Source organism: Belliella filtrata, assembly GCF_022549775.1.
Lineage (GTDB): Bacteria > Bacteroidota > Bacteroidia > Cytophagales > Cyclobacteriaceae > Belliella > Belliella filtrata.
This window is the reverse complement of sequence record NZ_JAKZGP010000067.1, coordinates 1-23,310: the sequence shown is the minus strand read 5'-3', so window position 1 is coordinate 23,310 and position 23,310 is coordinate 1. Positions and strand designations below refer to the sequence as shown.

18 protein-coding genes and 1 pseudogene are annotated in these 23,310 nt (G+C 38.5%); 11 read left to right on the top strand and 8 right to left on the bottom strand.

Going from position 1 to position 23,310, the window contains the following annotated elements:
• Positions 1 to 100: 100 nt before the first annotated feature.
• The 4 genes and pseudogenes from MM239_RS17970 to MM239_RS17955 all read left to right on the top strand — a co-directional run bounded on the left by MM239_RS17970 (position 101) and on the right by MM239_RS17955 (position 4,235).
• Entirely contained in the window at positions 101 to 1,474 is a 1,374-nt protein-coding gene (locus tag MM239_RS17970; protein WP_241349630.1) for a TonB-dependent receptor plug domain-containing protein, read from the top strand.
• Positions 1,474 to 2,292 (top strand): annotated as a pseudogene (locus tag MM239_RS21235) (DUF4249 domain-containing protein). The gene MM239_RS17970 and the pseudogene MM239_RS21235 overlap by 1 nt, the downstream one beginning before the upstream one ends.
• A 27-nt stretch (positions 2,293 to 2,319) precedes the next feature.
• Positions 2,320 to 2,640, top strand: a complete 321-nt coding sequence (locus MM239_RS17960) for a hypothetical protein (RefSeq protein ID WP_241349629.1) — start codon at positions 2,320 to 2,322, stop codon at positions 2,638 to 2,640.
• 14 nt (positions 2,641 to 2,654) lie between these two features.
• A complete protein-coding gene (locus MM239_RS17955; RefSeq protein ID WP_241349628.1) occupies positions 2,655 to 4,235 on the top strand; it encodes a Plug domain-containing protein in 1,581 nt (526 codons plus the stop codon).
• A gap of 34 nt (positions 4,236 to 4,269) precedes the next feature.
• Here MM239_RS17955 and MM239_RS17950 read toward each other — a convergent pair whose 3' ends face one another.
• The 3 genes from MM239_RS17950 to MM239_RS17940 form a co-directional block, all read right to left on the bottom strand.
• Positions 4,270 to 5,256 (bottom strand): D-alanine--D-alanine ligase, encoded by a 987-nt coding sequence (locus MM239_RS17950; protein ID WP_241349627.1) that lies wholly within the window; start codon positions 5,254 to 5,256, stop codon positions 4,270 to 4,272.
• A 134-nt stretch (positions 5,257 to 5,390) separates the two neighbouring features.
• Positions 5,391 to 6,881, bottom strand: a complete 1,491-nt coding sequence (locus MM239_RS17945; protein WP_241349626.1) for a RagB/SusD family nutrient uptake outer membrane protein — start codon at positions 6,879 to 6,881, stop codon at positions 5,391 to 5,393.
• 11 nt (positions 6,882 to 6,892) lie between these two features.
• On the bottom strand, positions 6,893 to 10,048 hold the full coding sequence (locus MM239_RS17940) for a SusC/RagA family TonB-linked outer membrane protein (RefSeq protein WP_241349625.1): 3,156 nt from the start codon (positions 10,046 to 10,048) through the stop codon (positions 6,893 to 6,895).
• 779 nt (positions 10,049 to 10,827) lie between these two features.
• On the opposite strand from MM239_RS17940, the gene MM239_RS17935 reads away from it, so the two are divergent.
• Together MM239_RS17935 and MM239_RS17930 are read left to right on the top strand one after the other, a co-directional pair.
• Positions 10,828 to 11,343, top strand: a complete 516-nt coding sequence (locus MM239_RS17935) for a DUF6922 domain-containing protein (RefSeq protein ID WP_241349624.1) — start codon at positions 10,828 to 10,830, stop codon at positions 11,341 to 11,343.
• The gene (locus MM239_RS17930; RefSeq protein WP_241349623.1) at positions 11,301 to 11,984 is read left to right on the top strand and encodes a nucleotidyl transferase AbiEii/AbiGii toxin family protein; all 684 of its coding nucleotides are present in this window, start codon (positions 11,301 to 11,303) and stop codon (positions 11,982 to 11,984) included. Before MM239_RS17935 ends, MM239_RS17930 begins: the two co-directional genes overlap by 43 nt.
• On the opposite strand, the gene MM239_RS17925 is transcribed toward MM239_RS17930, so the two are convergent.
• A complete protein-coding gene (locus MM239_RS17925) occupies positions 11,979 to 12,440 on the bottom strand; it encodes a hypothetical protein (protein WP_241349622.1) in 462 nt (153 codons plus the stop codon). The genes MM239_RS17930 and MM239_RS17925 overlap by 6 nt on opposite strands.
• 341 nt (positions 12,441 to 12,781) lie before the next feature.
• On the opposite strand from MM239_RS17925, the gene MM239_RS17920 reads away from it, so the two are divergent.
• Positions 12,782 to 13,177: a plasmid mobilization protein gene (locus MM239_RS17920; RefSeq protein WP_241349621.1), complete on the top strand. Its 396-nt coding sequence runs from the start codon at positions 12,782 to 12,784 to the stop codon at positions 13,175 to 13,177.
• 65 nt (positions 13,178 to 13,242) lie between these two features.
• On the opposite strand, the gene MM239_RS17915 is transcribed toward MM239_RS17920, so the two are convergent.
• The 4 genes from MM239_RS17915 to MM239_RS17900 all read right to left on the bottom strand — a co-directional run bounded on the left by MM239_RS17915 (position 13,243) and on the right by MM239_RS17900 (position 20,044).
• On the bottom strand, positions 13,243 to 15,942 hold the full coding sequence (locus MM239_RS17915; RefSeq protein ID WP_241349620.1) for a T9SS type A sorting domain-containing protein: 2,700 nt from the start codon (positions 15,940 to 15,942) through the stop codon (positions 13,243 to 13,245).
• Complete coding sequence (locus MM239_RS17910) at positions 15,943 to 18,345, bottom strand: hypothetical protein (protein ID WP_241349619.1); 2,403 nt, start codon at positions 18,343 to 18,345, stop codon at positions 15,943 to 15,945.
• An 82-nt stretch (positions 18,346 to 18,427) separates the two neighbouring features.
• Complete coding sequence (locus MM239_RS17905; protein ID WP_241349618.1) at positions 18,428 to 19,285, bottom strand: hypothetical protein; 858 nt, start codon at positions 19,283 to 19,285, stop codon at positions 18,428 to 18,430.
• Between the two features lie 54 nt (positions 19,286 to 19,339).
• On the bottom strand, positions 19,340 to 20,044 hold the full coding sequence (locus MM239_RS17900; RefSeq protein ID WP_241349617.1) for a hypothetical protein: 705 nt from the start codon (positions 20,042 to 20,044) through the stop codon (positions 19,340 to 19,342).
• A gap of 315 nt (positions 20,045 to 20,359) precedes the next feature.
• On the opposite strand from MM239_RS17900, the gene MM239_RS17895 reads away from it, so the two are divergent.
• The 4 genes from MM239_RS17895 (at position 20,360) to MM239_RS17880 (ending at position 22,823) form a co-directional block, all read left to right on the top strand.
• Positions 20,360 to 20,740, top strand: a complete 381-nt coding sequence (locus MM239_RS17895; RefSeq protein WP_241349616.1) for a helix-turn-helix domain-containing protein — start codon at positions 20,360 to 20,362, stop codon at positions 20,738 to 20,740.
• A 309-nt stretch (positions 20,741 to 21,049) separates the two neighbouring features.
• On the top strand, positions 21,050 to 21,337 hold the full coding sequence (locus tag MM239_RS17890; RefSeq protein WP_241349615.1) for a hypothetical protein: 288 nt from the start codon (positions 21,050 to 21,052) through the stop codon (positions 21,335 to 21,337).
• A complete protein-coding gene (locus MM239_RS17885) occupies positions 21,231 to 22,460 on the top strand; it encodes a recombinase family protein (protein WP_241349614.1) in 1,230 nt (409 codons plus the stop codon). The genes MM239_RS17890 and MM239_RS17885 overlap by 107 nt, the downstream gene beginning before the upstream one ends.
• Before the next feature lie 90 nt (positions 22,461 to 22,550).
• Positions 22,551 to 22,823: a hypothetical protein gene (locus tag MM239_RS17880; protein ID WP_241349613.1), complete on the top strand. Its 273-nt coding sequence runs from the start codon at positions 22,551 to 22,553 to the stop codon at positions 22,821 to 22,823.
• Positions 22,824 to 23,310 lie beyond the last annotated feature (487 nt).

Here is a 23,310-nt window from a genome sequence, read left to right as displayed (position 1 = left end):
TGCATGTGACTCAGGTTCAGTTATATAGGATTTTTTACGTTCCTTTTGAATAGCCCGAAGATTAATTCTTAAGCATAGTTGTAACAACCTAACAATCAACTTGAAAATTTATGCTCGGAATTGCTGGGTATACTATATTAACAATAAGCTAGAGTCAGAATTCATTATAGGGCAAGATACTTATAAATTTGGTATAGAGGGGAGGGATAGTCCACCAAACTCATTTCGTCTAGGATATGACATCAAACAAAAATTCATAAAAATAAACTTTAAGCAAGAAGTCGGTTTTAGACACAAACTTTCATATGGTTTGAGCACCCAAGAATATAATTTGATGCCAGGGTCTCTTCAACCATTAGGAGAAGAATCGACTATTGCTCCACAAACGACAAGTATAGAAAACGCACTAGAATCTGCTATTTATATAGCTGATGATGTCGAAATTAGCGATAAGTTAAATGTAAACTTAGGCTTAAGGTATGTTTTATACAATTACTTAGGGCCGGGAAATTTAAGGATTTACGAAGAAGGCAGCTCACCTTCCCCAAACACCCTTATTCGAGAAGAAACATTTGAAAATTTCGAAAATCTTCATACTCACCATGGGCCAGAGTTTAGGTTTGGTATGAGGTACATGATAAATAATTCATCTTCATTAAAAGTAGGCTATAACACAAGTAGACAATTCTTACAAATATTAACAAACAATACAGCTATTGCACCTACAGATATATGGAAGCTATCTGACAATAACATTGCCCCACAATGGGGGGATCAAATTTCTTTGGGATACTACAAGAACTTGAAAAAAAATACTTTCGAATTATCTTCAGAGGTTTACTACAGAACGATGAAGAACTTACTTGACTATCGATCTGGAGCAGTATTACTCCTAAATGATCAAGTTGAGCAGGACATTTTAAATACAGAAGGTAAGTCTTATGGCTTTGAACTGATGTTCAAAAAGAACACAGGAAAACTAAATGGCTGGGTAAGTTATTTTTATTCAAGATCACTTCTTCGCACAGCACAAGATGAGACAGCTGAAATAATTAATAATGGTGATTGGTATCCAAACAACTTTGACCAGCCTCATAATTTGACATTTATGGGAAATTATGAACTGAGCAAACGAGTAAATACTTCTCTAAGCTTCACTTACAATACTGGAAGACCAATCACTTTGCCTGTTGCTAAATTTGAATATGCTGGATCTGAAAGAATATATTTTTCGGAAAGGAATGCTTACAGAATCCCCGATTATTACAGACTTGACCTGTCTATCAATATTGAAGGAAATCATAAAGTGAAAAAATTAGCACACTCCTCTTGGTCACTTGGTGTATATAACGTACTTGGAAGACAAAATCCATTTTCTGTGTTTTTCACTCCTGTGAACGGAGCCTTACAAGGCTATCAATTATCCATTTTTGCTAGACCAATACCATTTATCACCTACAACTTTAGAATTTGATGAATACGTTGAAAAAACATGCGAAACTATTTAGTTTATTAATGATCTTGTTGTTTTTGGCAAGTTGTAAAGAAAAATATACCCCTGAAATAAACGACAGTGACCTAGATTTATTAGTAGTAGAAGGTTTCATTAATATCAATAATATTCCCTCATTTATCAAATTAAGCAGAACCAGTAATTTAGGCCCAAGCGAAATCAATAGCATAAGCGGAGCTCAACTAGTGCTTTATGGAGAAAGTTCTGGTTCTTGGAACTTTACTGAAAATGAAGGCGGTACTTATATGATAGAGGAGAATTTGAGTACTGGTCAAAGGTATCAACTATAAATTAGAATAAGTGCTTCTGAAGAATATGAGTCAGATTGGATGACTCCATTGACAGCACCAGAGATAGAGCAAATTACTTGGAGAAAACAAGATACAGGGGTAACTATAAGACTAAATACAAACGTAGAGAATGATACAGAACATTTGCTCTGGCAATATGAAGAAGACTGGGTCTATAGATCTGCCATCACAACTTCCTACGCCTACAATCCGATAACCGAGAATGTAGAAGAAGTCTTACCAGAGAACAATGTATCAAGATGCTGGAATCAAAATAGGGTCCAACGGATTTTGATAGAAAGTATATCTAGACATGGAGGAGGTCAGGTTGCTGACAGAGAGTTAGCATTAATCCCCAACAATTCTGAAAAACTAGGGATTAGATACTCCATTTTAGTAAAACAAATGGCAATCAGTAAAGAGGCATTTGATTTTTGGGAAATAATGAGAAAAAACACAGAGGATATTGGAGGCATATTCAGTCCATAGCCATCCTTGAGTAGCAGTAATATTAAAATGATAGGCGAAGGTGATGGGTCAGCTGTAGGCTTAATAAGCATGGGTATAGCAACAGAAAAAAGAATATTTATTGACTTTATGGAGGTTTTGCCTTGGCCAGTAACTATTGAAGAATATATTGGCTGTGCTGCTAGACAAGATACGCTTACAAGTATTAGTTATAAAGATGTTTTTGGACCTGGAGGATTTATGCCTGTAAATCCCTATTTTAGGGAGAACAATCCATTCCCTTATGCTTTTCAGTCAGCTCCGAGATTTTGTGTGGATTGTAGAGAGCGTGGAGGAACGATTGTTATGCCAGAGTTTTGGGAAAATTGAATTTTAGAAAGTAAATGAAAAAACTTGTTTTAATCGTGATAATTGGGCTTTTAAGTTTATCTATTCATGGCCAAAGTTACTTATGGGAAGAGTCAGTTTATGTACATTTATCTAAAGATATTTTTAGTGTAGGTGAACCTGTTGCATTCTCAATGATCATCGATTCTTCAGATACTACATTTACTCCAAGCACTGGCTACATTGAAATAGCAGATAGAAATGGAATTCCAGTTTATCAAGCCATTGTTCCGTTAATAAAAGGTCAAAACACATCTCTCTTTATTCTTCCAAGTCAAATAAAATCAGATAACTACCTTTTAAGAGCATACTCTAGAAGCAGCCCTTTCACAAGTAAAAAAGGGGTTTACAATCAGTTTGTAACAATCATAAACCCAGACAAACCTCCTGTTTCTAAAGAAAAAATAGGTATTAAAACCACAAACACAGAAGCTGGTAAAAATAAAAGTTTAATCAATAAAAAAGAATTTACTAAAAACGAGGAATTTGAGCTAGACCACTCAGTAGAAGAAATCATCTCAATTTCACTTAAAAATCCATTTTTGGAAGATCAATATCAAGGTCACATAAATGAAAATATTTATAAGGTTCTCAATCAAAACCTCAAAATAACAGAACCATGGGGTCACGTAATTCATGCAAAAAATAATTCTAAAAATTTAGATAAAAATTACTATATATCAGCTCATGGCGAACAAAACTATTTCAATCAAGCAAAACCAAATTTAGATGATGAAATGTTTTTTGATTTGGGTCCTTTCAAGAGCTTTACATTTCTATTAACACAATCTGAAGATCAAGCCTCATACAATGATATGGAAATCATTCCTCCATTTATAGCTTTTGAGTTTTTAGATCAATTTAATATTCCCCACCTGAATATAGATTTGAGTCATGAAAAGTTTTTAGAAAGCTTGTTGCTTGCAGGACAGGTAGAAAGTTACTTTTATAAGCCTTTAAAAATTGAAGGTAAAAAGATAAATACACAAATTTTCCCAGACAAAACATACTACCTAGACGATTACAACAGGTTCGAAAACGTAGAAATTACTTTCAAAGAATATATACCAGAGGTTCATGTAAGAAAAAGTGACAAGCAAACGATTTTTAAAGTAATCAATGCTTCTAGTGGGAATGTTTTTCAAAATAATCCCTTAATTCTAATTGATAATTTACCAATATTTGATTCAAACGCTTTTGCAGATTTTGATCCAAAAAACATTGAGCGAATTGAGATTGTGACAAGATCATTTTTCTTTAACAATCATCAATTCTCTGGTGCAATAAGTCTAACTTCTAAAAATGGTGCTTTTGGAGGCTTTTCTCTTCCAGAGAAGGCTTTGTACTTAGACTATTATCAAATACTTCCTTCTATTCAATTTCATCAACAAAGCACTGATGTTAAAACTAACTACCCTGATTTTAGAAGTCTTTTGCTCTGGAAATCTTCAAATCAGAGCTTACCGAACAGACCTATTATAAGCACTTCTAATATTTCTGGTAAATACCAGATTAAAAAAAGTGTTAGGAAAGGTCAAGCATGGGAAGTTATAACTGACTGGTTTGAAGTTAAATAACCATATTTAAATTCCCCGATTCGAAATATTTTGTTTAAAGGAACATTTCCTCAATCAAACCAGTATAGAAATCTTGAATAGACATTCCTATTGCCTTCACTTGCTGACTGATTAAGCTGGTTTCCGTTTGGCCTGGTACTGTATTGATTTCGATAAAATAGAATTTCCCTGTCTCATGCTCTAGAAAGTAATCGATTCTTACGGCCCCATTACAGTTCAATTTTAGATAAACTTGGGCTATGATCCTATTTACTCTAGAAACTTCCTCTTCAGACATTCTACCAGGAGTGATTTCTTCAGTGACACCAGCTGCATATTTTGCTTCAAAATCAAAAAACTCTTTACTACTCACAATTTCTGTAGCTGGCAGTACAGTAGTTTTCCCTTTTGCATGGTATACCCCAATAGAGAACTCTCTACCTGACACAAACTCCTCTACTAGCACTTGAGAGTCTTCTGCAAAAGCACTGTCCAAAGCAGCTTGCAGTTCATTTGGTTCTTTTACTTTAGACATACCAATACTACTCCCTCCATTGTTGGGTTTTACAAAAAGTGGAAGCCTAAGTTCCTTAAGAATTTGATCAACAGTATCCCCATCTTGTCGGAATAACTGTATAGATCTCGCTACAAAAAGATCAGGTATACCTTGAACGATCGCTTTGGTGTACCCTTTATTCATAGTGATAGCCGAAGTCAAAGCATTACATGTAGTGTATGGAATGTTGAGCATATCAAAGTATCCAGCCAACTTTCCGTCTTCGCCAGGGGAACCATGAAGAATATTAAACACCCCATCAAAAGTGATTTTATCTTTGCCTAAGGTTAAGGAGAAATCATTTAAATCAACTGGAAACCTCTCACCAGAACCACTCTCATGATACCAAAGATTGGGGTAAATGAAAACTTTATAGACATCATATAATTCAAGATTTAGATTTTTTTCTACGACCAAAGCGCTTTTCAAGGAGACGACTGACTCACCTGTAAATCCACCTGTAACCAATGCTATTTTCTTTCTCATGCGAGGAGTTTACCACGTTTAAATTTTCATGAAGATAGAAAAGAGTTAAATAAAATAAAAAACTCCAGCCCAAAATTGAATTGGACTGGAGAAATCATTAGGAAAAGGTTCTTAAATATTATTAATACCTACTTTTAACTAGGATTCTGAACCATTAATGGATTAGCATTCAATTCTGAAATAGGGATTCTCCATTGCCATTCATTTGAGCTTGCTGGTACTTGAAATACATTGTTTATAATAATTGAGCTGTGATTTGCCCCAGTCCTGTCTAATGGTAGATTTAATCGCTTCAGGTCATACCACCTGAAACCCTCTCCCCAAAGTTCAATTCTTCTTTGAATCATAATCTCATTGATAAGTGCTTCCCCTGTATTGGTCGACTTTACATATTGAGGATTTCTAACTGATACAAAGCTAAATAAAACATCTTGAGCAGCTGAATTCTGACCAGACCTTGCCAAAGCTTCGGCTTCGATTAAATACATCTCTGCGGCTCTCATGTAAGGTACATCCCCAACAGATGAAGCGTTAGCCTGAGCCAAGAACTTTCTATTCATATAATTGATCTTTACAAAGGTATTCAAAGTCATCTCATCTATAAACGGATCTCTTAAAGACGGAGTGCCAGCATTTGGATCCCAAAGACCCTTTCTCGCATCTGAGTCTGGAATTTGTGCATAGAGAGCACTGTTGATCGCTTTTGGATTACCCCTTATAACAGTTGAGTTGAAATTCAAAGACATATAGGCAAAGAAAGACGCAAAGAAGGTTTGCTGATCATCTTGTTGTGCGGATCCCCACATCCATTCTGGATTACCTACATCATTGAACCCATCATACAATTGTGCTGGAGACATTAGGGTATAACCTTGTCTAGCTTGATTTGCCAATTGAGCTGCTAAAGGAAAATTACTTTGAGACAAGGCGACTCTAGCTTTCAAACCTCTAACTACTGCATCATTAAAATGAGACTTAAAGTTTCTTCTCTCGGTTAATAGAGACAAAGCCATATCTAAATCAGCATGAACTTGTTCGTAAACCTCCGCAACTGTGTTACGAGCGCCACCTTCTGTAATAGGTTCTAAAGCCAAAGGAACGCCAAGCTGAGTATTTTCAGTGCCTGGGTTAAATCTTTCAGCAAAGATTTGCACAAGATTCCAATGACCCCAAGCTCTATAAGCATAGGCTTGTCCTTTGATCTCATCTTTATCCCTTTGAGGACCTTCTGCATCATCAATATTGGCAATGATCATGTTAGCATTTGCTATTATCAAATAGTAAAACCTCCAAACAAACCTAACATCAGCTGCATTTTCATTCATATGGGTCAACCACCTCGAGTTACCCACATGCCAGTTCCCCGCTTGGCCAGTCATTACTACGTCATCAGCCATGATCTCCCTATACATCATGACTCCACCTTCTCCGGGCTGACCTTGAGAATCATACCTCACGTACATTGACCTGTGGATTCCATTGAGTGCCGCCCATGCATTACTAGTATTGACAAATACCAATTCTTCTGATACTGCATCGGTAGGAAGTGTATTGAGAAAGTCTTCATCACAACTCACCAAAAAACTGGTAAGTAAAATAAACAAACTGTATTTTATTTTTTTCATGATTTCAAAGATTAAAGATTTACATTAAGACCAAAAGTGAATGTCCTAGCAGGAGTAAAAGAATTGGAGCTTGTTCCACTAAAAGTTCCTGAAACATACATTCCTCTTCTCTGTGACCACCAGCCAAGGTTTTCTCCAGCTAGATAAACTGTAGCACCTTGAATTTTAAGTCTATCAAGTAAGTTTTTGTCAAGTCGGTAGGAAAAGTTTACTGACCTCAAGTTCAAATACGAACCATCCACTAACCACCTGTCTGATTGACCATCAGTCTGAGCGGCTCCGCCAATATCCATTCTTGGTACATTGGTAACATCACCAGGTTGCCTCCATCTATCCAAAATATCGACGTGAGCTGCTCTTCCATTAGGGTCCGCGCTCATCAAACTGGCATAGGTTCCATCATAGAAATCCCCACCGACAGAGTAAGATACCAATACATTTAAACTAAAATTCTTATAAGAAAATGTATTGCTCAAACCTCCAAAAAAATCAGGAATTGAAGTTCCTGCATAATGAAATCTTGCTTGATTGATCACGCTAGTTAGTGTATCAGAACCTATTATTCTATGTCTATCATCAGCTGGATCGTAAACATCAACTCTATATAGCCCATCACCATTCTCTGGATCTACTCCCCACCAGTCTCTTAGCCAAAAATCATTGATTCCATGCCCAACTTTAAGCTTCTTTGTTCCAGAAATTTGCTCATCGAATGGAAGATCCTTAAATACATTGGTAAAAGTTGAAATGTTAAAGTTGAAATCCCAAGAAAAATCTCTGTTTCTATAAGCATTTCCACCAACGTTAAATTCCAACCCTTTGTTTTGCATTGTACCAGTATTTCTGGTGATGTTATCTATGCCCGTGGTTAGTGACAATGGCACATTGAACAGTAAGTTACTTGACTGTCTATTAAAATATTCAAATGAACCTGAAAACCTGTTAGCAAATGCGAAATCTACTCCAATATCGTAGGTCGGATTCTTCTCCCATCTTAGATTTGGGTTAGAAAGTGAAGCTTGTCTAATTCCTGGTTCAGTAGCATTATTAAAGCCTAGGTCATATAGCGCTTGATATGGATAGTAATTTTGTGTGTTATTGTCATTTAAAACATTATCGTTCCCTACCTCACCATATGCAGCTCTCAGTTTTAACATTTGAAAGAAATTTGAACTGAAGAAATCCTCTTTATCTATGCTCCAAGCGGCACCAACTGAATAAAAAGTACCCCATCTTACTGAAGGTGAAAACCTTGACGAACCATCTCTTCTTAAGGAAGCAGAAAATGAGTATTTGTCATCATACACATAGTTCGCTCTACTGAAATATGATTCTATCGTTGCTCTGTCAAACCTTCCTACTGCACTACTGATGGTGACAAAATTATCTAGTTCCGTATTTCCAGAAAGTACTTGATCTTGTTTAGCTGTTCTTTGGTAATTAATATTCAAATCATATGATTCATGACCTAGTAGTACTTCCACAAAGTGCTTTTCATTAATTGTATTATTGTAAGACAATAGTTGATTGACAGTGTAAGAATCTGTTCTACGCGTCTCTCTACTTGCTCTTCCCGCTGGAGCCCCATCACCTAAAATGGTATTATCATATGTCGATCTCATAAAAGACATGAAATCATTTGCCACATTAAGTTTAAAAGAGAAATGTTTCAAAAACGTAGCCTCTACATACGCTCTTGTTGATAATGACATCCTATCAAACAAGTCATCATTCAATAATGTCTCTTGAATTACGTGCCTACCAGTAAATGAACTCCCAGCTCCAAAAGGAAGACCTAGTTGAACCAAATCTCTAGAATCATAAATTCTATTTCCCAGATCATCTAATATAAACTCACCTGTTTGCAAGTTTTGCGCATATACTGGATAAATTGGCCCTATAGCCCTAGCGGTAAAGAAAGGATTTACAAAAGAAGAAGAAGAACCAGTTCTTGAAGTATTCCCACCACTTTTAATACCTGAGATGTTGATACCTGTTTTTAACCAATCTGTGGCTTGGGTATTTACATTTAGTCTAGCAGTTATTCTTTCAAAATCAGATTTCTCAATAAAACCATCTTCTTTTAAGTAATTCAATGAAGTAAAATAGTCAGTTCTGTCATTTGCACCTGAATATGACATATTATACTCTCCCCTTGATCCTACTCTTTCTATCTCGTCCCACCAGTTTAAACCTTGAACATTGCTTATTGCATTTGGGGAAAGGTTACCATTTATATCTACTACTTGTGCGTCAGGAACATTGCTGTAAATGTTATAGCCCAAAAGTGGAATCAAATCATTTGATGCATTTTGTGCAGCAAGGGCAGGTTCAGTACCTGAAGTAATTAAGGAGTTTCTTATAGATTCCCATTGAAGTGGATAATATTGATCAGCATTTACTCTATCATATTCAGGTAAAGCTCTTGATGCAGTACCTTGTTGAATATTGAATGAAAAGTTTGATTTGTTCTTTTTACCTCTCTTTGTAGTGATCATGATCACCCCATTGGCAGCCCTAGACCCATAGAGTGCTGTTGAAGATGCATCTTTTAGGATAGTCATATCTTCAATATCATTAGGGTTCAAGCTAGACAATTCTCCATCAAAAGGGACACCATCGACCACATACAAAGGGCTTTGACTCGCATTAACAGAGCCAATACCTCTGATCCTTACTCCTGGAGTAGATCCAGGCTGTCCTGATGCTGAAGTCGTGATTACACCTGGTGATTGACCTTCTATTGCATTTGCTACATTATTGATTGGTCTATTTGCAATTTGATCTGATTTAATTGATATGGCAGAACCTACAAAGTTACCTTTATCAGCGGTACCATATGCTACTACAATTACTTCATCAAGGTTTTGAGTATCAGGATTCAGTGTAACATTTACAACCGACCTATTACCTACGACTTCTTGCTTGGTGTTAAACCCTACAAAACTAAAAACCAGTGTAGCGTTAGCATCTGGTACCTCAATGGAGTATCCTCCATCTAAATCCGTGATTACTCCATTAGTTGTTCCTCGAACAACTACATTAACTCCAGGTAATCCTTCTGGTTCCTCTTGCGAAACAACCCTTCCTGTCACTACACGGCTTTGAGCCCATGACATGGAAATCGACAAGAGAACTAAGACAAAACTTAGTAAAACTTTTCTCATAAATTAAGTGGGATAAATTTGATAAATTATTAATACTAGCCAACTTATTGGATGTTGGGCGGGTAAATATATAAATCAAACTTCAAAAAGATGCTTGTTTTTAAAAAGTAGGCTTAAAAAAGTACAAATTCTTTTATAATTGGCGGGTATTTTGGTTTAATTGGCATGAAAAACAATAACTATATTCATATTTTTCATGGTTTTGTCCAAATTCGGTCATTTGAATAAAGTGCTTTCGTGTTAAAATAGATCAAAAGGGTTGAGTCTTTCAAAGGATCTAGAATCATTAGGCTACCTTTCCTATATTTTGCAGAAATCAAATAGAATGTAAATAGTTTTGAAAGCTACTATGGCATCCTAATCTAGTTTTTTTATAATAGTCATTTACAAATAGTATCTGGTGTTTTTCAAGCTATTTGCAAAAAAAATCGTTTCAGAATATCTAATGCTATTTTTATTAAAATGTGTATGCATTGAATAATGAAGTATTTTTGGACTTTTAATTCAAAAGACAATAAGGGGCAATTTTCTTCGAATTTGTTTAACTCCAATAAATTCAAAAATCTCCTAAATGGCTGTAAATGAAAAAACTCCGAACAATTTTGACATTTTCCGGAGTTACCAAGTAGCCCTTAAAGGACAAATATCGAACTTGTTTTTAGAGGATTTGGAGAGATTGGCGAGGTTGGTGGCGTAACAAATGTTGAAAACAGATACTTAATTTGACAACTATTGTATTTATATTTGTCAACAACCTACTTTTTCGTTATCTTTGTGTCATGAATGCAATCACAAAAGAAAACCGTCGTATCATCATTGCATGGTGGAAAAATCGGGAAGAAAATCGGTTTGAAGTATTTTCAAGTTTGAGGGTTTTTTGTAACCATTACCCCCGGTTTAACTACAATACGGTTTCCAATTATTTGTCCAAACAAAAGACCGCTTTCGAGACGGATGAAATCATGATAGAGCGAAAAGTAATCACACAAAAAACTGCGGCAGTCAATAAACCGGACTTACCTGTCAGACTGTTTTGGGAATTTGACCACGGTAAAATGGATTGGGTCAAAAGCTACCGCACGGTTATCGCCAGGGTCATTGAGCGGGGAACGGATAAAGACTGGAAAGTGATGATCGATTATTACGGAAGAAAAAAAATCATCCATGCACTTAAAAATGAAATTACTTTTTTAAGCGACCATGCCATTGAAAAAGTGGCAGATACTTTTAAAATAAAACCAGAAGAATTGAAATGCTACAAACGCAAACAATCTCGGAAGCAACATTGGCTCTGATCAAGCGCTTAATGCTCGACAAACACTTACAGGATTTCTATCTTGTAGGCGGAACGGCATTGGCACTGCAATTGGGGCATCGTATATCTATTGACATTGATTTATTTACAGGCAATGATTTTGGCGCTCCAAAAATGTGCGATTACCTTGTGGATGAATACAAGGCTGAGGTGTCGTACGTTGAGACAAATACTTTTTTGGGATATATAGATGATGTTAAGGTTGACCTGATTGCTCATAAATATCCCCTGATTAATCCGGTTGGCTCAGTTGATGGAATACGAATGGTGTCGTTAAAAGATATCGCGGCCATGAAGTTTAATGCCATTGTACAAGATGGTTCCCGGTTAAAGGACTTTGTAGATGTTTCATGCCTGCTCCAACACTTTTCTTTGCAAAGTATGCTTGAGGCTTATGAAAAGAAGTACAAGGAAGTTAGTGGGGAAATAGCTAAAAAAGCTTTGTTATACCACGAAGATATTGACTTCACTGTTCCTATTGCCTATATGAAGAAACGCCAACAAAAATGGGATGAAATCAAAACGCAACTGGAGAAGGCAGTGCAATTTCCTGACCGGTTAATTCCATACGCTAAGAAGCAAAAACGAACCATAGGGAAGGGTAAAAAGCCTAAGCTATAGACCAAGATCAAAGTGATTTCCTTTCAAACTTGTCCTAATACCATACAGGTCTTTTCTCATTGCTAATGCAAGGTTATTTAATGTCTGGCTATCCTGCTTTCCTAAAAATTGCTTTATCTCAAGAATGACTTTATCTGAAGCAAATAGTGACATATTGATAAATTCTACATGAACCTCATTCCTTAGTCTTTCAACCGAGTTAATGTCAGGTCGATTGATGATGAAAGTTGTTTTTTCTCTGTCGTAGTAGACGAGAGCATAACATAACAAGATAATTGCTTTGTAACGCACCTCTTTTAATGCGTGTTTTGATTCTTGTTTTGCCTTTCTTGATGCAATTAAAAAGTCAAAAAGACTTTTGAGAAGTCCACCAAACCCAACGAGTCCAATTGCTGTAAATATCTGATCTATTGTCATGTCTATTTTTTTCAAAAATACAAAACCTTCCTCTTCCACCCATGTTTTTTGGCAAAAAACACCTAAAGGCTTTTACCCTCCTAAGCGTCTAATTTTAGAATGATTATAGGTCGTCCAAAATAAAACACCCACTTCCAAACCACAGTGAGAAAAAAACTTCCTAAGAGGCCTCAATTTTGACCCGTAAACCAAAATTAAATCGTCATGAATGGATACAATACCAAAGATTTGTCACAATCCTTTCAAGGTCATGGATTGCATTTTTGAGCAATCAGCAAGATGTAGGATTGTCGGACGCCAATCCAATCTTGCCTCCCACTCCAAAGTCGCAGAGGGGGATAAATCCTCCGAAGTCGGATTTATCTAAAGCCAAAGAAACCATGAAAAAAAGAGCCGTAGAATACCCAATAAAAAGAACCATCAGGTTCACTGAAAAAGAAGACGCAAAACTTGAAAGGCTTCTTCAAAAAAGCACCTATTGTCAGACTCTAAGTGAGCTGATCCGAGATATGCTTTTCAAGAAAAAGATCACCGTTAACACGTATGATGCAAGCCTGCACGAGGTTAAATTAAAGCTTGCAAGAATCAGAAACGAACTCCAGTCCATTGGCATCAACATCAACCAGATCACCCGGTATTTCAATTCCACTTCAAATCCTGAGGAGAAATTGATGTATGCGGAGAAAGTAGCAAAAAACTATTGTGGAGTGGGGGATAAAATACAAGATATGTTTGAGGTTCTGAACGATTTAGCAAAGCATTTAAACCGTAATTGAGAAAAAGCCCGGTCAATACGACCAGGCTTTTTGAGAATAGAAAAAACTAAAACAAGAACCACTCTTTAGCGGGCGATCAAAAACTGCCCGTTATGCGTTTTATAAGGTGTTTTGACCGTCAATGTATAGGCTCCCTGTGAGAGCTCTGATACATTGACTCCGATCAGGAATGAGGACTGTTCTTTACGGGTGAGTACCGTTTTCCCGTCTGATGCTGTTATGGTGATCACCACTTCGTCTTCAGGGGAGGCAATGTTCTCCATACGCACATAGATATTGTCCATTGCGGGGTTGGGGTAAATGGAAAGCTGTCCCTCCCTTTTTACCTTTTCTTCCCATTCCGCAAACCGATCTTCGTCCTCATAGGTCTTATACGGACTGAACATCATGCCGCAGGTGATAAACTGCTGGTTGTAGTCTTCCATGGTGATGTTGCCAAGCAGCATTTCCATTTCCCAATATATCAAGCAATTCCAGTATTCTTTGCGGTCTTCCGTTTGCGGGGAAATATCACCTCCAACCTGAGACAAGGCATACAGGGCAAACTGGTGGTGTTGTGCTAACCTGTACACATGTGCCCGGATGATGTGCTGGATAGCCACTTGTTCATCGTAATCAGCACCGGACGGAATAAAACCGATGATGTCGTCAATGTAGTTGTTCATCGAGTTGATATAGGGATTGACCGGAGCGCCTGGATCGGCTCCTACGGCCTGAAGGACATCGTAGTGATAGCACTTACGCAGAATATCAAACATCATGGAAAACCCTATACGGAAGGCTTTTTTGGTTCCATCCGAACTTCCTGAATACACTTGTTGCGACACTTCATCCATGATGTTTCGAACATCGACAAGTGCGTCATAGAGGTGCGCTTCGTATCCTTCGTTGTTGAATACATCACCGGTAACCTGTAACAGGCCTAGTGAAAACGGCATAGATACACCCTCAACATCTACATAAATATCCGTTGGTATATTGCCGATTAGGGTGTCAAAAGGATGATTCATAACAATGCTTGGCTCCCGGCAATCCGGTGTGAGATGGAAACTTTGGCAATGGAGTGGGATAGGTGTTGAGGTACCGGATTCAAAAATATGTGTTTTAAAGCCGGTAGACGTAGCCTGAAGGTTGTTGTCCAATGCATTGATTTTATCCCCCCCGTTGTGGTTGACCATAACTAGCGGATCAGTAGACGCCAAGTCGCCTAAAACATCAATAATGTTCCCTGCCAAGATATTTTCACCATTGTGAAAGTAAATAGACGTTGCTTCATCCAGCAGTATTGCAAAAACTGTTGAGTAAATACGGTTCCCTCCATCATTACTCAGGTCTACACTTGCATTGATTGTATTGATGCCAATGTGATAATCTTCAATTTTCGAACACTTCAATCGCAGGTCTATGGTGTTGTGAAGGATAGCTGTTTCATGAACAGTCCCGCTTCCATCGAAATCGCAACCTCGAACTTCCAAAGAGGAACTTACATCTGATTCTACAACAATAGGAGCATGTGTCCCATTGAACTGACTGGATTCTACGGTGGAGGATCCTGAAGCCGCTTCCGACACTATGCCTTCAGAAGAACTGTCAAACGTACAGCTATGCACCCAAAAAGACCCATTGTTAAAGTACAGCGCATTTTCGTTATTGGTAAAGTCACATTGCAGCACCATCAAAGGAATTTGTTCCCCAAGCTGGTATCCACGAATGCCCCATGCACCATCCTGAAATTTATTGAAACGGATATGGGCAGTTTGGTGGTTCATCCCCCAAACCTGAATTCCATGATGAGGATGGTTGTTTTCAGCGTGTCCTTTAACCCTTAGATACTCCAGATACAAAGAATTTGCTGTAAGGTTGGCTGTGATATGCTCGTGGATATCTACTGTTCCATTTGTGATCTTTATCAATGAAAGATCTTTGGAACGAAAATTCTGCTTGCATTCCATCAATACTTTACCATGCTGCCCAACACCTTGAAATTCAAGGCTGGCATTTTCTCCCACTTCCCAGTACTCTTCTACGGGTATTTCACCTCCATCATCCCACTGGCGCTGGTTGAAGATCACATGGCCATAGTTTTCAGGATCCTCAGAGGTAAAAGTAAACACGGCATTGTCTTTCAGTTCAATCTTTCCCTTGATTTCCAATATAGCTGTGGCATCATTGAGATAGATCTCCGCTCCGGGATGTATGATAAGCGTAGCCCCTTCTTCGATAATGAGGCGGGATTGTCTTTCAATCACCAGTTTTCCGCCCGGTAAAATTTCAAGGGTGGAGTTTTCAAGGAAGATAGCCTGACCTGTGGTTGAAGATGTAGGAGCTGATGAAAAAAACTCTCCAACCTGAAAGACACCATCATTATCAACTTTGCAGTATGTTCCCCCACATTCAGAAGCCTGTGTTGATACTGAAAAATAGCTTCCACCAACAGGAGGGAGTAATTGCTGGAAGGGGAGCCCTACATTGTCGAGCGAATTGACTGCTGCTTTACCGTTGGCAAGGATGTCCATATTGCGCAGCCGTGTTTCCGGGGGAGTCATATTTCCTCCTCCGGGAACACCATAGTTCATGGTCTCTCCCTGTAATACGATAATGCTTTGTGAAGATGGGGCTGCCGGACTGTACGTAACATTTAGTTTTTCCATAAACCAGCGAATATTTCCCTTATTTTCAGTTGTACCAAGAGTCAATAAGCTGTGATTTTCATTATGATGAACGGATTGATAGTTTATTGCTGAGTGATAATCTTCAAAGGGCATCTACTTGCTATGATCAGTACTTTGAAAACCATATAGAACATCCATAGTCAGATTTGTACTATCAATGTTGAGGGCGCTCAAAACTGAAACAAATCCATGTTCAGGGCGGTCTATATCTCCTATACTCTTCTGAGAACGTCTGTTGAGTAGTTCGGGAAAATCATAACGCCCTCCCGGTGCACGGTCATAGGCAAGTGTAGGAAAAGGTGTTTCTTGAACGTTCATCCAGCTTCCTCCATTTAGTGTATTATTTAAATGTTGGTTAGCCACCAGCAATGTTGTGATGAAGCCCCCATATAGGACTTTTTGAACCTGCTCAGAGGTAAAAATAATAGGTGGGCAAAATGTACATCCGCTCATCACAGCAGACGCTAATGCTACGAGGTGCTTTGTAACAATCGCTTTCAATCCAAATAACCCTTTTGTCCAAAGGGTATAATGGAGGGCAAGGTGTCCGGTATTCACCCAAATGCTTGGTCCATATTTATATATCTCTAAATCTCCCTGTGCACCTTCACCGCCTAAGTATGGAACTGCATGAGCCAAATAAAAATTATTAGGACCGGTCAACACTAAGCCCGCAATTAAAGATGGCATTACATTTTGGGTAGTGGGAAAAACCACAGGAGCAAAAAATTTGACCGTATGTTCAAAAAATTTATCTCCGGGCATAATTAAGTTTGTATTTCCATCCTGTATATGTTGGGTTATCCCTCCGTCATTCCCGTTGGTTGTAGCAAAATTCCTTGGCGCTTCAGGCATACCTATTTCATTAAGGTAGTTCATGAAATTTCCGTAGTGCTGGGCATCGTCTTCATCAATGTTTTCAATTAGAAGTTGGGCAAACAAAGGATTCTTTACCACATATTGATAAAATGTCCTGATCCGTTTGTTTCTAGGCATGTAAAAGCGTACTCTGGTATGATCCATAAAGTATTGCAATCTCAAGGGGATATTGAACCCTTTATGGGGAGCATCAAATGAGGTGAACATACGTGTGTTGTGGCAACAGTTTTGAAGTTCCATTTCGCGCAGGGCTACCCGGGCTATTACCCCACCGGTGCCGACACCCATTACAGCTATCTGTTCATTGCTCTGATTTGCTTCCAATTCGGCATTTACATGTTGAATAATCCGCATCAGGAAATTGGCATTTCGTTGAATCCGGGTTCGGCTGGACTGGAAGTCTACGTAAACCACATCGTAATCATTTTCTTTCATCAAAAAATGGAGCAGTGAATCTCCATTCTCATACGGATTTGAAGCTCTTCGCACCTTCTCTTGACCGGAAAAGAACGTGACATAATCGTATGCTCCATATTGGAGGTTAGTATCCGAAAGACTTCCATACTCCCAGTCATTCTCCGTACTCCGAAACGATAAAATATCCATGCCCTCAACAATGATTACGGGTTTTTTCAAACTGCCATTGCTGAGGTCATTGATGAAAAATGTTGCTACTCCTGTCCCTACACCATCTGATGTATCCAGATCAGGGCACTGAATTGGTGGAAAGTCGGCAATTTGATAATCCGGAACCTCAACCATCACAACAACATCCAATCCAAATGTCCCTTTTAGAGATTCTGCATGGCTATCTCTGCGTACCTTTATCTGGTGGACGCCTGTGCCGAGGTTGTGGTTGTTGAATGTAAGAGGCACATTGGGGATAAGTGTTTGGTAGGTTATTCCTCCATCCACACTGATCTGGTAGTTGCCCGAACCTGAACCATCGTGGAACCGATAGATGCTCTCAAGGAAAAACGTAAAGGGTTCATTGGGGCTTTTGAGATCAATGCGATCATTAAAAGCTGCCATAGCGAAAAGGTTGTGTGTATCGAAGACCAAATCCCCAATACTGTCAGGATCAAAATATACAACTGTGTCAACGATTGTATGCAGACCTACAGTATCACCAGAAGCGTCAACTTCATAGATCGTATCATAAAGCACTAGGCTGTCTAATATGTATGCTACGTAATCAACAGTATCCCAAGCAACAATTCCTGCGTTAGTTGCTGAATCAGAAAGTGATTCATATGAAAACTCCATTAAGCCAAGACGAACCTCGGATGGATCTCTTCCCGTACCTCTGATGTCATTTTCCAAAGAATCCGAAATGATGGGAAGGGTCGAGTTGGGTCGTGTGAATGAGGCAAAATAAAAGAAATCGTATAGCGATATAAATATCTCTCTATTGCATACACTATCACTAACCCCGTCATAAAACCAGGGATGGATGTTACGGTTAAACGTCCAGAAATCCGGATTGTTCTCAAAGAGAATACCAGTGGGGATCCAATCGGGGTTGTTAAGCCCGGAAAAATCAACGGCTGTTTGCTGCCCGGAAACGGGTAGAACCATACCGATGAGAAAAACAAACATCGTAACTTTGCGTTTCATTTAAAATTGGTTTTTGGAGTTAATGAAAAAATCAATTACAGGCGGCGTAGTGGCCTAACACTACGCCGCTGTCTTTTTTTGGCTAATACTCAGGTTTAAAATACGTGGTATCCATTTCACCAAGTTTTACCATATATCTTGGGTGGAATATCCCATCCTTATGTCCCGTCAAGTAATTGTTGTGATTATTCATATTGCCTACATCTGGAAATACAATTTTCCAGTGCTGGCCTTCGTAAAATAAAGCCTTCCCTTTTGACTTGTCCTTATGACCAGCATAGATAGTTCTTGTTTGATCTACAAACCTTGAAGCAGTATTTTTTGACGATGCTCTTTTTTCAAAAAGCATATTGCACCAACTTTGAGAATTCCTAAAAAAGTCGCTCTTAGTGTTGTAACCAAAGCGAATCCCGTTCTGGATAAAAAGACGTTCAGAAGGTAAACTATCCGGTGAGAATTTTTGAAACTCACGGAGATGTTCTAAATACACACTTTCATTTCCATTAATTTGCAGCTCGTATATCCGGGTTGTTGTTATTCTACCTAAAATAACTCCGGTTAAGCCTCCAATAGCCGCGCCATATAATGCATTATTGGTTGGATCTGAATCGGAATTGACAAGAAACCCTATTCCAATTCCCAGCACAACCCCTGAAGCCGAGAGTACATTTTTGGTTCTCATACTGTTCCTCTTGCGAATATTTAAGTATTGAATATTTTTTGAAGGAAAAAATGATACCGGAACCAACCTGTCTCCTGAAATGAGCTTGCTTTTACTAAACTTTGCTTCTGCTATTACAATTCCAGTATCACTAACAGATAATATGGTACCTCGGTACATTTTATCTTCACCAACTTGAATAAATGCCCGGAAGAGATTCTTATCAACATCCATTTCAACCATTGCTCCAATGATTTCTTGTCCTGTTAGTGGCTTCAAGAAGGATATGAAAGTCAATAAAGTAATGATCCATCTCATAAAAGTATATGCTTTTTAGTATTCCAGTTTAAAATATGTTGTATCCATTTCTCCGAGAAGAATCCGCTCAGTCTTGGGGACGAAACCATCTTCAATTTTCACAGAATACTCAAGGATATTTTCGACATTGCCTACTCCCGGTAAAATAATTTTCCAGTGCTGACCGTGGTAAAATGTGTGTTCCCAACTTCCTGTCCCCGCTCGGTGACTAACAAATTTTATTCGAATCTGGTCACCTAACTGAGGATCAATGTTCTCAACTTCAAGTTCTAACCATGCTCTTTTCTCTAAAGTTACATTTGCCCAGCTTTGGAAACCTGAACTGAAGCCACCTCTGCCTTTGTAACTTCCTGGTCGTAATTGAGATACTCCGGAGTTTGGTGCTAATGTATCAACAAATACAGCTATTTCTCCTGTAAACGTTTCATCGGGAATATGATCATCAAATCTCAATTCATATACGACAGGATTGTCCCCTTCTTCACTTATATGCTCAAGCTCAAAATAGCCATTATCATCGGTATATGTTTCATCATAAACTTTCCGCCTCGAATTACGTAATAGAGCTATTTTATAAGGACGATCTCTTATGGTATCATTTGTTCCAAGAACCATTAGGTACCCATTAACCAAGGTTGGTTCAGGATGATTTATGGTTTTCTCTGGAGCACAATTTGTAATTGATAAAAAAACACCTAATACTAAAAAAGGATTCTTCATGAACGCTCATAATTTCCAAAAATGATCCGCAGCCTCAATCTTCCTGTCAAAAAATCCCCTGGTCTTATAGCGGCTGATCAACGATGTGGGTTAAAAAATTAAACTTTGACAAGACAAATGTAATACAAAAAGTTAATTCTCGGATAGAATATTTTCTGCTTTTATTTCATTTATCGGAATTATATTCTGTTTTATTCATTTTTTGTACCTATATTTGAATTGAAATTTTGATTTGAGGTATTGCTTAAAGACAATTGTGGTAACTCATTTCTTTTTACTTTTAACCCCTGATTAAACGCTTCAATATTTTTTGCCATGATCGACACCAATAAAATAAGAAGAACTCGCAAGCAGAAGGGGATTACGCAACAGTACATGGCTTCACAGCTTAAAATGTCTCAACCGGTATATGCGAGAATAGAGAGAGGACAAAGAAGAGTTACTCCTGAGACTTTGGAGAAAATTGCTACTATTCTGGGCGAAAATACAGAAGAGTTTCTTGATGAAGAAATAAATGGGGTTAGGGTCATGAATAAGGAATTTCAGGTGCATTCAGACTCAATATTTAATCAGCATTTTTACCCTGATAAAAAATCATTCTATGAAGAGCAAATTAAGCATTTGCAGGGGTTGATAGAAGATATGAAAAAGGAAAAACAAGAGTTAATGGATCTTTTGAAAGCAAAGATGATGTAAAGCTTTCCTTTTTTTATAAAGTATTTAAACCCCACATCCAACCGTTGCGCAAAGGTATGTCCTCCCTTTCCCTGGCAAGATCAAGCCTTCGGTTAACGGAAAAAAATCTCCACCCTACCGGGTCGTATTTTTTTTCGTAAAATCTTGCCGCCCCCTCTGCGCGGCCATTTTTGCGGCTTAACGGTTAGACATGGGGGAGAACTGTCAGTGTTCCCGACAAAAAAACTCACACTGCGATTTGGCGGTGTGATAAATTTTCTCTCCGGGTTTCGTTCTTTGCCCCCTATGCTGAAACCAAACAGGGCGGGAATGAAAACAAAGAATAGAAATGTGACACCGGAAATGGCAATAAGGGTTTACAAACGCCACGGAATGGAGATTAATCACAAGCAGGCAGAAGGTATACTGGACTTTCTCTATAAAATGGCCGAAATTGCAGTACAGCAAGTTTGTAAGGAAGAAGACGACATCAACAAAAACACCTCAGGCAATGAAAACAGCGATTCTATACATCAGGGTAAGCACAGACGAACAAGCAGACAAAGGGTATTCTCTGCGGCATCAGGAAGAAATACTGAGAAAATACAGCCAGCTTAATGGAATAGAGATAAGCAAGGTGGTTCAGGAAGACCATTCAGCCAAGACATTTTCCCGCCCTGAATGGAAAAAACTGTTGTTGGAGTTGCGTAAACGACGCAAAAATCCTGATCTCATTCTGTTTACCAAGTGGGATAGATTCAGCAGAAATGCAGGGGATGCCTATCAAATGATAAATACTTTGGAAAAACTGGGTGTGGAGCCACAAGCAGTGGAACAACCTCTTGATCTTTCCGTACCCGAAAACAAGATGATGCTGGCCTTTTACCTCGCTGCCCCCGAAGTAGAGAATGACCGCAGAGCACTGAATACGCTATATGGCATGCGCCGGGCGAGAAAAGAAGGGAGGTGGATGGGAGTAGCCCCGAGAGGCTATATAAACCGGACGGATGAAGCCGGACGTAAATCCATTGTTCCCAAAGAGCCGGATGCAAGTATTTTAAAATGGGCTTTTGAGGAACTGGCCTTAGGGCAGTACTCTACGGATCAGATCCGTAAAATGGCCAACAAAAAAGGTCTGAAATGCAGCAAAAGCTTTTTTTATACCGTGGTTCGCAATCCCGTTTATTGTGGCAAAATAGAGGTTCCCAAATATAAGGATGAGGAATATCAGCTTGTGCCCGGACAACATGAACCCATTGTTTCAGAGACACTTTTTTACAAGGTGCAGGAAGTCCTTGATGGTAGAACAGTGAAGCCCAGAGCAAAGATTGATACGGATGAAATGCTGCCGTTACGGAACTTCCTGGTATGCCCAAAGTGCGGAAAACAATTGACGGGAAGTGCATCTACCAGTCAGCAAAAGAAACACTACTTTTACTACCATTGCGTATCAGCCTGCGGATTCAGAACCCGGGCGAATGTTGCCAACGGACTTTTTGAAAACGAGCTTAAGCGATTCCGGTTGCATAATGCCGCAAAGGAACTTTACCGCAAAGTCATCAAAGACGTTTATACAAAATTCACAGCGGGTGGAAGAACCGCCAAACAGGAGATTCTCAGTGAAATCAAACGGCATAATGAGCGCCTCGGAAGCGCGCGGGAGAAGTTTCTGGACAATTTGCTTGACGCAGAAGACTACAGGCTAATCAAAGAGGAGTCTCGTAGAAAACTGGATATGTAGGAAGGAAAACTGGCCGAAACGGCAACTCAGATAATCAGCATAGATCAACTGCTTGACAAGGCGTTGAAAGTACTTCAAAACCTTAGTCAGATGTATAAAAGTGCCGAAATACAGATAAAAAGACAGATCATAAGTTCGATATTTCCCGAAAAACTTGTATTTGACGGAACGGGTTATCGAACTTCCCGGGTCAATGAAGTTGTTAGCCTTATACATACTGTAAATCAGCTAATTGAAGGAAGTGAAAAAAGGACAAACCGGAATTTTTCCAGTTTGTCCTGTGTAGTAGCGGGAGGCGGAATTATGTCGAACTTTTTTGATGATTTAGAAGCTGTTGTTGATGCGAAGTTTCTATTGGTCTAATTACAGTTTTTTTTAATGCTATCGAAAATGAAAGCACATTGGGAAGGGGTAAAAGTGAAGTTGAATTAATTCGTCTTACTATTTTTAAACAAGAGCTAATGAATCACAATTCAAACTACTATTCATTTGACGATGAGGGGTTGTTATGACCTCCTTGTTTGGTTATTATGGAAATTGGGTTGAATGAGTCATTCATTTTTTAAACATCCTTACTCGAAAAAGCAAAGCAATGTATCCTTGCTCTAAGTAAGTGATGAAAATTCGGTTGATTACTGATGAATTAAGGGTTTGTAATTGGGTAAAGAATAAGGGTTTAGATTTTAATATTAAGCTGATTTTTTGGTGAAATTTTGAATAAAAATATTGTAACTACTCAGGTTGTAAATTAGCTATATGATTTAGATTTTCTAAGATATTTCCCGAACGTTTGATCAGGGTATCCACGACGGATCTTATAACACAGAAGTTTTCAGCTCCATTGTTGGAT

What these genes read in the sequence shown, in the direction of transcription:
- MM239_RS17920 (WP_241349621.1), top strand. Translation starts at nt 12,782, where the DNA reads ATGAAAAAAAGAGCCGTAGAATACCCAATAAAAAGAACCATCAGGTTC.
- MM239_RS17945 (WP_241349626.1), bottom strand. Translation starts at nt 6,881, where the DNA reads ATGAAAAAAATAAAATACAGTTTGTTTATTTTACTTACCAGTTTTTTG.
- MM239_RS17960 (WP_241349629.1), top strand. Translation starts at nt 2,320, where the DNA reads ATGATAGGCGAAGGTGATGGGTCAGCTGTAGGCTTAATAAGCATGGGT.
- MM239_RS17915 (WP_241349620.1), bottom strand. Translation starts at nt 15,942, where the DNA reads ATGCCCTTTGAAGATTATCACTCAGCAATAAACTATCAATCCGTTCAT.
- MM239_RS17955 (WP_241349628.1), top strand. Translation starts at nt 2,655, where the DNA reads ATGAAAAAACTTGTTTTAATCGTGATAATTGGGCTTTTAAGTTTATCT.
- MM239_RS17900 (WP_241349617.1), bottom strand. Translation starts at nt 20,044, where the DNA reads ATGAAGAATCCTTTTTTAGTATTAGGTGTTTTTTTATCAATTACAAAT.
- MM239_RS17930 (WP_241349623.1), top strand. Translation starts at nt 11,301, where the DNA reads ATGCTACAAACGCAAACAATCTCGGAAGCAACATTGGCTCTGATCAAG.
- MM239_RS17880 (WP_241349613.1), top strand. Translation starts at nt 22,551, where the DNA reads ATGTATAAAAGTGCCGAAATACAGATAAAAAGACAGATCATAAGTTCG.
- MM239_RS17935 (WP_241349624.1), top strand. Translation starts at nt 10,828, where the DNA reads ATGAATGCAATCACAAAAGAAAACCGTCGTATCATCATTGCATGGTGG.
- MM239_RS17885 (WP_241349614.1), top strand. Translation starts at nt 21,231, where the DNA reads ATGAAAACAGCGATTCTATACATCAGGGTAAGCACAGACGAACAAGCA.
- MM239_RS17910 (WP_241349619.1), bottom strand. Translation starts at nt 18,345, where the DNA reads ATGAAACGCAAAGTTACGATGTTTGTTTTTCTCATCGGTATGGTTCTA.
- MM239_RS17950 (WP_241349627.1), bottom strand. Translation starts at nt 5,256, where the DNA reads ATGAGAAAGAAAATAGCATTGGTTACAGGTGGATTTACAGGTGAGTCA.
- MM239_RS17895 (WP_241349616.1), top strand. Translation starts at nt 20,360, where the DNA reads ATGATCGACACCAATAAAATAAGAAGAACTCGCAAGCAGAAGGGGATT.
- MM239_RS17890 (WP_241349615.1), top strand. Translation starts at nt 21,050, where the DNA reads ATGAAAACAAAGAATAGAAATGTGACACCGGAAATGGCAATAAGGGTT.
- MM239_RS17940 (WP_241349625.1), bottom strand. Translation starts at nt 10,048, where the DNA reads ATGAGAAAAGTTTTACTAAGTTTTGTCTTAGTTCTCTTGTCGATTTCC.